The 12,496-nt window shown below is 65.4% G+C and carries 9 protein-coding genes; 3 read left to right on the forward strand and 6 right to left on the reverse strand.

Translation table 11 applies throughout. The features are described from left to right. Window position 1: 1 nt before the first annotated feature. The 3 genes from ABQY74_RS15310 to ABQY74_RS15320 all read right to left on the reverse strand — a co-directional run bounded on the left by ABQY74_RS15310 (window position 2) and on the right by ABQY74_RS15320 (window position 3,523). Window positions 2-1,642 (reverse strand): NAD+ synthase, encoded by a 1,641-nt coding sequence (locus tag ABQY74_RS15310; protein ID WP_039519390.1) that lies wholly within the window; start codon window positions 1,640-1,642, stop codon window positions 2-4. A gap of 201 nt (window positions 1,643-1,843) precedes the next feature. Continuing rightward, the gene (locus tag ABQY74_RS15315; protein WP_349792111.1) at window positions 1,844-2,665 is read right to left on the reverse strand and encodes an MBL fold metallo-hydrolase; all 822 of its coding nucleotides are present in this window, start codon (window positions 2,663-2,665) and stop codon (window positions 1,844-1,846) included. Window positions 2,666-2,878: 213 nt separating this feature from the next. Continuing rightward, window positions 2,879-3,523 (reverse strand): DsbA family protein, encoded by a 645-nt coding sequence (locus ABQY74_RS15320; protein WP_349792113.1) that lies wholly within the window; start codon window positions 3,521-3,523, stop codon window positions 2,879-2,881. An 80-nt stretch (window positions 3,524-3,603) separates the two neighbouring features. Between ABQY74_RS15320 and ABQY74_RS15325 the strand changes: the two genes are divergently transcribed. After that, window positions 3,604-4,545 carry a LysR family transcriptional regulator gene (locus ABQY74_RS15325; protein WP_104544482.1) on the forward strand — a complete coding sequence of 314 codons (942 nt, stop codon included), beginning with the start codon at window positions 3,604-3,606 and terminating at the stop codon, window positions 4,543-4,545. A 214-nt stretch (window positions 4,546-4,759) separates the two neighbouring features. On the opposite strand, the gene sucD is transcribed toward ABQY74_RS15325, so the two are convergent. Continuing rightward, a complete protein-coding gene (sucD, locus tag ABQY74_RS15330; RefSeq protein WP_011038208.1) occupies window positions 4,760-5,635 on the reverse strand; it encodes a succinate--CoA ligase subunit alpha in 876 nt (291 codons plus the stop codon). 24 nt (window positions 5,636-5,659) lie between these two features. Beyond that, the gene (gene sucC, locus ABQY74_RS15335; RefSeq protein ID WP_039519379.1) at window positions 5,660-6,829 is read right to left on the reverse strand and encodes an ADP-forming succinate--CoA ligase subunit beta; all 1,170 of its coding nucleotides are present in this window, start codon (window positions 6,827-6,829) and stop codon (window positions 5,660-5,662) included. A 231-nt stretch (window positions 6,830-7,060) separates the two neighbouring features. On the opposite strand from sucC, the gene ABQY74_RS15340 reads away from it, so the two are divergent. Further along, on the forward strand, window positions 7,061-8,674 hold the full coding sequence (locus ABQY74_RS15340) for a PAS domain-containing sensor histidine kinase (RefSeq protein WP_016901263.1): 1,614 nt from the start codon (window positions 7,061-7,063) through the stop codon (window positions 8,672-8,674). A gap of 192 nt (window positions 8,675-8,866) precedes the next feature. Continuing rightward, on the forward strand, window positions 8,867-10,261 hold the full coding sequence (locus ABQY74_RS15345; protein ID WP_016901261.1) for a sigma-54 dependent transcriptional regulator: 1,395 nt from the start codon (window positions 8,867-8,869) through the stop codon (window positions 10,259-10,261). Window positions 10,262-10,720: 459 nt separating this feature from the next. Here the strand turns inward: ABQY74_RS15345 and pilB are convergent, their stop codons facing one another. Beyond that, on the reverse strand, window positions 10,721-12,454 hold the full coding sequence (gene pilB, locus ABQY74_RS15350; RefSeq protein ID WP_349792116.1) for a type IV-A pilus assembly ATPase PilB: 1,734 nt from the start codon (window positions 12,452-12,454) through the stop codon (window positions 10,721-10,723). Window positions 12,455-12,496: the final 42 nt, after the last annotated feature.

A 12,496-nucleotide genomic window follows, 5' to 3' on the forward strand; every position in this document is an offset into this window, starting at 1 on the left:
GCTACTGGCCGGAGTAGCCATTGGTGATCGGGTAACGCCGCTCGCGGCCGAACGCGCGCCGCGACACCTTGGGCCCGGGCGCGGCCTGGTGGCGCTTCCATTCGTTGAGCCGCACCAGCCGCAGCACGTGCTCGACCGTGTCGGCGGCATAGCCGGCCGCGACGATGTCATCGCGCGACTGCTCCTGGTCGACGTAGCGGTACAGGATCCCGTCCAGCACATCGTACGGCGGCAGCGAATCCTGGTCGGTCTGGTTGTCGCGCAACTCGGCCGAGGGCGGGCGCGAAATCACGGCCGGCGGTATCACCGGCGCCCCGCCCACGGTATTGCGCCACTTGGCGAGGCCGAACACTTCGGTCTTGTACAGGTCCTTGAGCGGGGCATAGCCGCCGCACATGTCGCCGTAGATGGTGGCGTACCCCACCGCGTACTCGCTCTTGTTGCCGGTGGTCAGCAGCAGCCCGCCGAACTTGTTGGACAGCGCCATCAGGATCACCCCGCGGCTGCGCGACTGCAGGTTCTCTTCGGTGATGTCCGGCTGGGTGCCTTCGAACATCGGCCCCAGCGCGGCGAGCAGGCCTTCGAACGCCGGCTCGATCGCGATGGTTTCCAGCTTGACGCCCAGCGCGCGGCATTGCTCGTCGGCCAGATCGTTAGACAGGTTGGCGGTGTAGCGCGACGGCAGCCGCACCGCGGTGACGTTGTCGCCGCCCAGCGCATCGACCGCCATCGCCAGCACCAGCGCCGAATCGATGCCGCCGGACAGGCCCAGCCAGACCTTGGTAAAGCCGTTCTTGCGGCAATAGTCCTGCAGCCCGCGCACCACGGCGCGCCAGGCCAGCGCATCCATGCTCTCGTCGCCATCGTCCACCCACACCACCGGGGTGAAACTGCGCTCGCCGGCGGCGTAGTCCACCACCAGCCACTGATCGACGAAGGCGGCAGCGGCCGGATGCACGGTGCCATCGCCATCGGCCACCACCGATGCGCCGTCGAACACCAGCGCGTCCTGGCCGCCGACCACGTTGAGGTAGGCAATCGCCGCCCCGCTCTCACGGGTGCGCTCGGCGAGCAGGGCATCGCGCTGGGCGTGCTTGCCGCGCTCGTAGGGCGAGGCATTGGGCACCAGCACCAGCTCGGCGCCGGCCTGCACGGTCCTGGCCAAGGGCTCGGCAAACCACAGGTCCTCGCAGATCACCACGCCCACCTGCACGCCCTTGACCGTGACCACGCAGTTGTCGCCATCCGGGTCCACGTCGAAGTAGCGGCGCTCGTCGAACACTGCGTAATTGGGCAGTTCGCGCTTGCGATACGTGGCCTCGATACGCCCGTCGCGCAACACGCTGGCGGCGTTATAGACCACACTGCCGGCACTCTGCGGCCAGCCGACCACCGCCACGATGCCGCGCGTACTGGCGGCGATGCGGGCCAGCGCTTCCTGGCAATGGGCGAGAAAACCGGGCCGCAGCAGCAGATCTTCCGGCGGGTAGCCGCTGATCGCCAGCTCGGGAAACAGCACGATGTCCGCATCGAACTCGTCGCGCGCTGCCGCGATGAAGTCGATGATGCGATCGGTATTGCGCGCCACGGCGCCGACCGGGAAGTCGAACTGCGCCATGGCGATGCGGAGCGTCTGGGACATTGGAAGGCCTATGCGAATGCAGCGGGGAAGGCGTGGCTGCGCCGCATCCCGCAACAGACCGGGATGCAGACCGGCGTCGCCGCCAAGCCTGCATTATTCCAGAAGCGCAGCGGCGTGCAGGGATCTGCCGCGCCTCGGTGTTACGCGTCCACTGCATGCACGGCGCCTGCGCGGATGATGTCCGGCTGCGTCGTCATCGCATCAACCCCACTGCATCTCGCCGGTGGCGACCTTGGCGCCGATCTGCAATGCCACCGTCATGCCGGCATTGGGATAGCGCGCGGTCATGGCCTTGATCAGGTCGGCACTGTTGCTGTGCCTGGCCAGCTCTTGCTCGAACGCCAGCAGATAATCGCGCGTGTAGGCGATGGCCGAGGCATCGGTGGGCGCGCCCGGCAGCAGATGGCCGGCCACCACCACCGATGGCAAACGCGCCGCCATGCGCTCCAGCGTCTTGCGCCAGGCGGCACGGCCTTCGGCGCCGTGCGTATCGGCGGTCCACACATGCGTGCCGGAGAACACCAGCACGCCACCGAAGATCGCCTTCAGCGCAGGCACCCAGACATAACGTCGATTGGCCAGACCGTCGGCCTCCACGATCTCCAGCGCCTGGCCTTCCAGTGTGAGCGCAGGGCCATCGAAGGCCTCCGGCATCACGATGTCGGCCAGGCGCTGCGGGCCGTTTTCCTTTAGCTGCGGGCCCCAGGTGGCCAGTTTCTTTTCGACATTGCCCTTGATCGCCGCAAGGGTGGCCGAGGCGGCGACGACGCGCGCCTTGGGGAAGGCAGCCTTGATCGGCGCCAGGCTGAAGTAATAATCCGGGTCGCTCTGGCTGATGCAGATGGTGGTCAGCGTCTTGCCGCTGGCGCGGATCGCCTCGGCCAGCGCCTTGCCGTCGGGCAGGGTGAAGCCGCCATCGATCAGCACCGCATCGCGCGCGCCGGAAATCAGCACCGGCGCGCGGAAGAAACCGTGCTCGCCGGCGGGGAAATGTTGATACGTCAGTGTGGTCGGTGCAGCCATGGCGGTATTCGCTCCAGGGAAGGCGGTTGCGACACTCGCAACGGCCAGGGTTTTGATGACGTCTCGTCGGGTTGGCATTGTTTTGGCCTTCGAGGATGGCGATGGTTGAGGTGAGGATGCGGCGGAAGAAAGCCAAGTCACCGGAGACGTGTGTGGGGAAAGGTCAGCTGCAAGAAAGCCAACCCCATGGCGAGAAACCAGTCACCCAGACGCCTAAAAATGCCCGGCATCCAACTGCCGCAGGACGACATCGGGGTTCCCATAACCCGCCCCAACATCCAGCAACCACCGCTTGCCAGACGACTGCGCAACCAGCGTCGGCACGCCGCGCACATCGAATTCCTGCAACAGCTCCAGCGCCTGGTCGATGCGGGACTGTGTCAGCGCCAGCAGCTGCGCATCCGGCGCGGCGATCTGCTTTGCGGCCTGCTCCAGCCCAAGCGATTGCAGCAGGCCCACCAGCGTGCCCAGCGCGGTCACATCGTCGCCCTCGACATAACGCGCCCGCTGGATGGCCCCCAGCACCTGCACTTCGCGCGACGGAGCGACACGCGCCACCGCCGTCAGTGCCAACGTCGCCGGACCGCTGTCGAAACGTTGCTGACGATCGCCGAGCACGCGCTGCCGATACTGGGCGCTGAAATCCTGGCCGGTCAGCTGCGCAATGCGTTGGTCGTTGGACCAGGCGTAGCCGGCGAAGGTGTCGTCCATCGCCCTGGCGCCCGCGCCCAGAAAGAGGCCGGCTGGCAGCAATTGCAGCGCGACATCGGCCCGCGCCTGCAACGCCGACACCACCGCGCTGGCGCCATAGCACCAGCCGCACAGCGGGTCGTAAATGTAGTGAACGGTGGTGGACATGGCAGCGGTATCCGGTGGCGAGGAATGCATCCTAGGCCCGCGCCGTTGACTCTTAAATCCATCCGCCATAAACATACCGTATGCCAAAGACACACAATCGAAGCGAGACCGGACCAGGCGGCCTGGGCAATCTGCGCCGCCTGGCCTATTTCGTCGCAGTGGTGGACACCGGCTCCTTCACGGCGGCCGCCGAGCGCCTGGGCATCACCAAGGCGGTGGTGAGCCAGCAGGTCGCCCGCCTGGAGCGCGAATGCCGCACCTCGCTATTGGTGCGCACGACCCGCAGGGTGCGCACCACCGAACTCGGGCAGGCGTTCTACCAGCGCTGCGCGGCCATCCTGCGCGATACCGACGACGCCTTCGACGCACTCACCGACACCACCGCCGAACCGTCCGGCCTACTCCGGCTCACCGCTCCGCTGGACTACGGCGTGCGCGTGGTGGTGCCGGCGATCGCTGCCTTCACCCGGCGCCATCCGGCCTGCAAGGTCGACGCGATCCTCAGCGACCAGACCCTGGACCTGATGACGGCCAACATCGAACTTGCGATCCGCGTCGGCTGGCTGGCCGAAAGCAGCCTGCAGGCACGCAAGATCGGCGCGTTTCGGCAGTTGCTGGTCGCCCCTTCCGCGATGGCTGCGCAGCTGGCCCGAATCGCATCGCCGCAGGACATCGCCACCCTGCCCTTCGTGGCGAACACTGCCTTGCGCGATCACCAGCGCTGGCAATTCGCGCACGCCACGCATGCGCCGCAGAGTGTGGACGTGCAGCCGGGCATCTTTCTCGACGCCACCCTCGCCGTGCGCGAAGCGGTGTGCCAGGGCGCAGGCATCTCGGTGCTGCCCGATTATGTGGTCGCCGACGATCTGGCTGCCGGTCGCTTGCTGCATGTGCTGCCGCAGTGGCAGTTGCCGTCTGGCGGCATCCACGCCGTGTTTCCGGCAACGCGCTTTCGACCGGCCAAGGTGCGCGCGTTCGTGGATCTGTTGCTTGAGCTCAATGTGCAACAGCACGAGCTTTGAATCGAACGCTGCAAGCCGATCGAATCCTCCGCCAAGTCGCGACAGGCAACGGCGGCCGGCGAAGACGCTGGCACCAGCCATTGACCACGGCAATGGCCACGTCGGCCATTGCAACAAATGACTCGCCATAGACCGCTGGCCACAGTGGCTAGCCACAAAAAAGGCCGCCCAAAGGCGGCCTCTCCGACGCTACGCGCTTGCGCGCGCGGCGTGCTTACTTCACCAGCGCAGCAATCGCCGCACCCAGATCGCCCGGCGAACGGACGGTCTTGACGCCGGCAGCTTCCATCGCCGCGAACTTGCCTTCGGCAGTGCCCTTGCCGCCCGATGCGATCGCACCGGCGTGGCCCATGCGCTTGCCGGCCGGAGCCGACGCACCGGCGATGAAGCCGACCACCGGCTTCTTCACGAACTGCTTGATGTACTCGGCACCGGCTTCCTCGGCGTCGCCACCGATTTCGCCGACCATGATGATGCCTTCGGTCTGCGGGTCTTCGTTGAACAGCTTGAGGCAGTCGACGAAGTTCAGGCCGTTGATCGGGTCGCCACCGATACCGATGCAGGTGCTCTGGCCCAGGCCCACTTCGGTGGTCTGCTTGACCGCTTCATAGGTCAGGGTGCCCGAACGCGACACGATGCCGATCTTGCCCGGCTTGTGGATGTGGCCCGGCATGATGCCGATCTTGCACTCGCCCGGGGTGATCACGCCGGGGCAGTTCGGCCCGATCAGCACGGTGTCCGGATGCGAGCGGGTCAGCACGTTCTTGACGCGCAGCATGTCCAGCACCGGGATGCCTTCGGTGATGCAGACGATGACCTTGATGCCGGCCGCGGCCGCTTCCAGGATCGCATCGGCCGCGTACGGCGGCGGCACGTAGATCACCGACGCATCGGCGCCAGTGCTCTGCACGGCATCGGCCACGGTGTTGAACACCGGCAGGTCGATATGCGTGGTGCCGCCCTTGCCCGGCGTCACGCCGCCGACGACCTGGGTGCCGTACTCGATCATCTGAGTGGCGTGGAAGGTGCCCTGCTGGCCGGTGAAGCCCTGCACGATCACCTTGGTGTTCTTGTTAATCAAAACGGACATGGATAGTTCCTTCGGTGTCGTGGATCAGGCGGCGTTCTTGACAGCTTCGACGACCTTCTTGGCACCGTCGTTGATGTTGTCGGCCGGGATGATGGCCATGCCGCTGTCGCGCAGCAGCTGCTTGCCTTCTTCCACATTGGTGCCTTCCAGGCGCACCACGACCGGGACCTTGACGCCCACTTCCTTGACCGCGGCGATGATGCCCTCGGCAATCATGTCGCAACGGACGATGCCGCCGAAGATGTTCACGAAGATGCCTTCGACCTTGTCCGAGGACAGGATCAGCTTGAATGCCTCGATGACGCGCTGCTTGTTGGCGCCGCCGCCCACGTCTAGGAAGTTCGCCGGCTCGCCGCCGTTGAGCTTGATCACGTCCATGGTGGCCATGGCCAGGCCTGCGCCGTTAACCATGCAGCCGATGTTGCCGTCCATGGTGACGTAGTTGATGTCCAGCTCCGACGCGGTCACTTCGGTCTCGTCTTCCTGCGTCTTGTCGCGCATGGCGATCAACTGCTTCTGACGGAACGCGGCGTTGTCGTCGCTGTCGAACTTGCCGTCCAGTGCGTACAGGTTGCCGTCGTCCAGGATCGCCAGCGGGTTGATTTCAACCAGCGCCAGATCCTTTTCGTTGAACAGGCGATACAGGTTCACCATGATGCTGGCGAACTGGCCGGCCTGCTTGGCGGTCAGGCCGAGCTTGAAGCCGAAATCGCGGCCGTGGTAGCCCTGCACGCCTTCGACGAAATCGACGTTGAGCGAGTGGATCAGCTCCGGCGTCTCGGCGGCGACCTGCTCGATCTCCACGCCACCCTCGCTGGAGGCGATGTAGGTGATGGTCTTGGTGCCGCGGTCGACCAGGATCGACAGGTACAGCTCCTTGACGATCTCGCCGGCGGTGGTCACCAGCACCAGGTTGATCGGCAGCTCGACGCCGGCGGTCTGGTAGGTGGACATCTTGGTGCCGAGCATCTTGGCCGCTGCGGCCTTCACGTCGTCGGTGGTCTTGCAGAACTTGACGCCGCCAGCCTTACCGCGACCGCCCGCGTGGATCTGCGCCTTCACCATCCAGGGGCCCTTGCCCAGGGAATTGGCGACTTCAACCGCTTCGTCCGGGGTCGCCGCGACCTTGCCGGCCGGAACGGGGATGCCGTACTCGGCAAGCAGCTGTTTTGACTGGTATTCGTGGAAATTCATGCGTCACCGTGGGAAAAGGAAACGACCGCTGCGTGCAACGCAGACCGCCTGGGCGGCACGTCAAGAGACGCGAACGGGCCGCCTATTGTGGCCGACCACGCCGTGCGGCGCAAAAGTCGGCGCGCGCGGCCCGTCGTTTGCACCGCTTGCACGCCGCCCGACACTGTGCGCAAGTGCTGCGCGGGCCGCGCACCTGCCTATACTCGCGGCTTGCTCCAGCGGGGAATCGGCTTGCCATCCAGCCCATCGCTTATCGACCGGATCCAGTCCGCGCCGCAGCGCGAGCTGTACTTCTTTTCGCTGTACCGGGTGCTGGTGGCCGGGCTGATCGCCGCCCTGGTGTTCAGCCCCCTGTCCGACGCGATCCCGGAGCCGCGTTACCCGCGCCTGGCGGCCGGCGTGGCGATCGGCTATCTGTCGGTGGCGATCCCGCTGCTGTTCTGGGGCCGCAGCGAGCGCCGGCTGACCACCACCGTGTTCTGTTCGGTGCTGGCCGACATCGCCGCGGCGACCCTGGCCACGCATGCGCTGCCCGGCGCCAGCGCCGGCATCGCGATGATGCTGCTGTTCAATGTCGCAGCTGCCTCGATCCTGCTGCGCCTGCGTTACGGCATGAGCATCGCGGTACTCGCCAGCGGCGCCATCGTGCTGGAATACCTGTGGACCCTGCTCGAAGGTGGCGGCGCCGCCCGCCCGGTCGCGGAGCTGGCGATGTTCGCCACTAGCTACGTCGCGGTGGCCTTCATCTGCGAACAGATCGGCTCGCGTGCGCGCCGCAACCAGGTACTGGCCGAAGAACGCGGCGCGCAGGTCGCCAACCTCTACGAGATCAACGAACTGATCATCCGCCGCATGCGCACCGGCGTGCTGGTGGTCGATACGCACAACCGCATCACCCTGGCCAACGAGGCGGCGCTGGCGCTGCTCGGCGACGGCGACCAGCGCAACGCCCCGGTCGACCTCTCGTTGGCGGCGCTCACGCCCGAACTTTCGCGCCGCCTGCAGCGCTGGCGCAGCGGCTGGCGCGAGGAAGAGGCACCGCTGCAACTGGGCGCCGATCGCCCGGAAGTGCAGCCGCGCTTCGTGCGGCTGCTCGCCGACAGCGACCTGGTGCTGGTGTTTCTGGACGATGCCAGCGTGGTGTCGCGGCGCGCCGAATCGCTCACCCTGTCGGCGATGGGGCGCTTTTCGGCCAGCCTGGCGCACGAGATCCGCAACCCGCTGGCCGCGATCAGCTACGCCTCGCAGCTGCTGGAAGAATCCCCGGACATCGGCGATGCCGACCGCCGCCTGCTGCAGATCATCCACCAGCAATGCCAGCGCACCAACGGCATTGTCGAGAGCGTGCTCGCGCTGGCCCGCCGCGAGCGCGCAAGCCCGGACAACCTGGATCTGGCCGCCTTCGTGCGCCGCTTCGTGGTCGAGTACCGGCAGACCCTGTCGATGGAGACCGACATCCTTGAGGCCAGCATCCAGGGCAATGCCGTGCATGCCTTGATCGACCCCAAGCACCTGCACCAGATCCTGACCGCGCTGGTGCACAACGCGCTCAAGTACGGCCGGGTCATGGACGAACCGGCGCGGGTGAAACTGCGCGTGGAGCGCATGGAGCGCATGGCGGTGATCGACGTTGTCGACCGCGGCCCCGGCATCCCGGAGACGGTGGCCGCGCAATTGTTCCGCCCGTTCTACACCACCTCCGAGCACGGCACCGGGCTGGGCCTGTATATCGCCCAGGAGCTGTGCCGCGCCAACCAGGCGCAACTGGACTACGTGTCGGTGCCGGGCGGTGGCGCCTGTTTCCGGATCCTGTTGCAGGGGCCCAATAGCCTGCTCGGGAAATGAGCGGGAGTGTTGCGCCACGCCAGCAGCAAGCCAATGGCGCTGCGGCCTGCGCTGGCGCCGCGATCGTGCCCGTGCGGCCAGCCGCTGCGCACCGTGCTGCGCCCGCGCACCATCGTGTGATCACGTGAATCGTTACGCCCGGACCCGACCGGCAATTGTCGACGGTCATCGCCGTGGGCTATCGTGCGCCACATGAACGAACCGAAAAGTGCCCTGGTTGTCGATGACGAGCGTGACATTCGCGAACTGCTTGTTCTCACCCTGGGCAGGATGGGCCTGCGCATCAGCACCGCCGCCAACCTGGCCGAAGCGCGCGAGCTGCTGGCCAACAATCCCTACGACCTGTGCCTGACCGACATGCGGTTGCCTGACGGCAACGGCATCGAGCTGGTTACCGAAATCGCCAAGCACTATCCGCAGACCCCGGTGGCGATGATCACCGCGTTCGGCAGCATGGACCTGGCGGTGGAAGCTTTGAAGGCCGGCGCCTTCGACTTCGTCAGCAAGCCGGTGGACATCAGCGTACTGCGTGGCCTGGTCAAGCATGCGCTGGAATTGAATAACCGCGACCGCCCGGCCCCGCCACCGCCACCGCCGGAACAGGCCAGCCGCCTGCTGGGCGATTCCAGTGCGATGGAAAGCCTGCGCGCCACCATCGGCAAGGTCGCGCGTAGCCAGGCGCCGGTCTACATCGTCGGCGAATCGGGCGTGGGCAAGGAGCTGGTCGCGCGCACCATCCACGAACAGGGCGCACGCGCGGCCGGCCCGTTCGTGCCGGTCAACTGCGGCGCCATTCCCGCCGAGCTGATGGAAAGCGAGTTCTTCGGCCACAAGAAGGGCAGCTTCACCGGCGCGCATGCCGACAAGCCCGGCCTGTTCCAGGCCGCGCATGGCGGCACGCTGTTTCTGGACGAAGTGGCCGAATTGCCGCTGCAGATGCAGGTCAAGCTGTTGCGCGCGATCCAGGAAAAATCAGTGCGCCCGGTGGGCGCGTCCAGCGAGTCGCTGGTGGACGTGCGCATCCTCTCGGCCACCCACAAGAACCTGGGCGACCTGGTCTCCGACGGCCGTTTCCGCCACGACCTGTACTACCGCATCAACGTCATCGAACTGCGCGTGCCGCCGCTGCGCGAACGCGGCGGCGACCTGCCGCAACTGGCCGCGGCCATCATCGCGCGCCTGGCACATAGCCACGGCCGGCCGATTCCGCTGCTGACCCAGTCCGCGCTCGACGCGCTGGACCAGTACGGCTTCCCGGGCAATGTGCGCGAGCTGGAAAACATACTAGAACGCGCCCTGGCCCTGGCCGAAGACGACCAGATCAGCGCCACCGACCTGCGCCTGCCCGCCCACGGCGGCCATCGCCTCGCCGCCACCCCCGGCAGCGCCGCCGTCGAACCCCGCGAAGCAGTGGTCGACATCGACCCCGCCTCGGCCGCCCTGCCCTCCTACATCGAGCAACTGGAACGCGCCGCGATCCAGAAGGCGCTGGAAGAAAACCGCTGGAACAAGACCAAGACCGCCGCGCAGCTGGGCATCACGTTTCGGGCGTTGCGTTACAAGTTGAAGAAGTTGGGGATGGAGTAAAAAGGCCGGGAGTCGGGATTGGGGATTGGGGATTCGTAAAGACGCGAGTTGGCTGCGTTCGTTCTGAATGCTCCGTTCTGACCTCTACGTCTACATGACCCTAGAAGACGGCATTCATAGCCTTATGCTGTTCACCAATAAGAAGGGCGCCCCTCTTACGAGGAAGCGCCCTTTCTTATTACTGCTTCGCAACGTTGCCCAGTCTCGCCAAAACCGGTGAGCAAAAGCTTGGGTGAAAGGATTACCGCCGTAGCCAGCTTTTCCGACTCCCCAATCTCCCGATTCCCAGCCCTTAGTCCTTGGTCACCCGATTGATCTCGGCCAGGCTGATCACCCGCGCGACCTTCATCCAGTCCACCTGATGCAGGTCGCCAGTAACGATCCAAGACAGACAGCTGCCCAGCCCGCCGGTCGGGGGCTCTTGCGAATCCCCAATCCCGAATCCCCAAATCCCAGCACTCAGTCCTTCGTCACCCGGTTGATCTCGGCCAAGCTGGTCACCCCGTGCGCGGCCTTGACCAACGCCGACTGGCGCAGGTCGCGGATGCCGATACTCTGTGCCGCCTCGGCAATCTGCATCGCGTTACCGCCTTCCAGCACGATCGCGCCGATCTCGTCGGTCATCGGCATCACCTGGTAGATACCGGTACGGCCCTTGTAGCCTTCGGTGCACTCGTCGCAACCGACCGCCTCATACAACTCGATACCGGCAGCGATCTGTGCCGGCGTGAAGCCTTCGGCCAGCAACGCATGCTCGGGCAAGGTCGATTTGCGCTTGCAGTTGTTGCACAGGCGCCGCGCCAGACGCTGCGCGATCACCAGGGTCACCGACGAGGTGATGTTGTACGGCGCGATGCCCATGTTCATCAAACGCGCGATGGTCTGCGGCGCATCGTTGGTATGCAGCGTGGACAGCACCATATGACCGGTCTGCGCCGCCTTGATCGCAATCTCGGCCGTCTCCAGGTCGCGGATTTCGCCGACCATGATGATGTCCGGATCCTGGCGCAGAAACGAGCGTAGCGCGGCGGCGAAGGTCATGCCGCGCTTGTTGTTCTGCTGCACCTGATTGACGCCGGGCAACCGGATTTCCACCGGGTCCTCGGCGGTGGAGATGTTGCGCGTCTCGTCGTTGAGGATGCCCAGTGCAGTGTACAGCGACACCGTCTTGCCCGAACCGGTCGGCCCGGTCACCAGCACCATGCCGTAGGGCTTGTGGATCGCCTCCAGGAACAGCTTCTGCTGGTCCGCCTCGTAGCCCAGCTTCTCGATGCCCAGCTTGGCCGCGCTGCCGTCCAGGATACGCAACACTACCTTTTCGCCGAACAATGTCGGCAAGGTGCTCACGCGGAAGTCGATCTGCTTGGTCTTGGACAGGTTGAGCTTGATGCGCCCGTCCTGCGGCACCCGCTTCTCGGCAATATCCAGCTGCGACATCACCTTCAGGCGTGCCGCGATACGCTGGCTCAACTTCACCGGCGCCTTGGCCACGTTCTTCAGCAGTCCATCGATCCGCAGCCGCACCCGGTAGTCGTCTTCATAGGGCTCGAAATGGATGTCGGAGGCTCCCCGCCGGATCGCATCCACCAGCACCTTGTTGACGAACTTCACTACCGGCGTGTCGTCGCCCTTGGCATCGACCCCGGAATCCCCGCCGGCGCCCATGTCCTCGTCCCCGGCCGACACGTCCAGGTCGCCCATCCCCTCATCATCGTCCCCGAGCGACGAGCCCAACGATGCGTTGCTGGCCTGCCACTGCTCCAAGGTACGACGGATCTGGTCCTCGTCAACCAGGATCGGCTCGACCACCAAATTGGTATGAAACTTGATGTCGTCCAGCGCCCTGGTCTGGGTCGGGCTGCTCACCCCCACGAACAACCGGTTGCCGCGCTTGAACAGCGGCAGCACCTGGTACTTCTGGAGCAACTCCTCACTGACCAGTTTGACCGCGTTCTGATTGGCGTCGAAGACCGACACGTCCATCAGTGGCATACCGAATTCGACCGCGTTAGCGGCGGCAAGTTGAGACGCGGTTACCAATTTTTTCTCAGCAAACCATTGGGGCAGAGGCACCTTGGCAGCGCTAGCCTGATCCATCGCCAGCCTTGCCGCTGACTCATCTAAAGCCCCGTCTTGGACAAGCCGACGAGCAATGCCGGTAATGCCGACCAGATTGGCAATGACTACGTTCATCTTGTCGCTCCGAAAGCGGGGATATAAATGTACAACACACTC

It is taken from the genome of Xanthomonas sp. WHRI 7064 (assembly GCF_040202355.2).
Lineage (GTDB): Bacteria > Pseudomonadota > Gammaproteobacteria > Xanthomonadales > Xanthomonadaceae > Xanthomonas > Xanthomonas arboricola.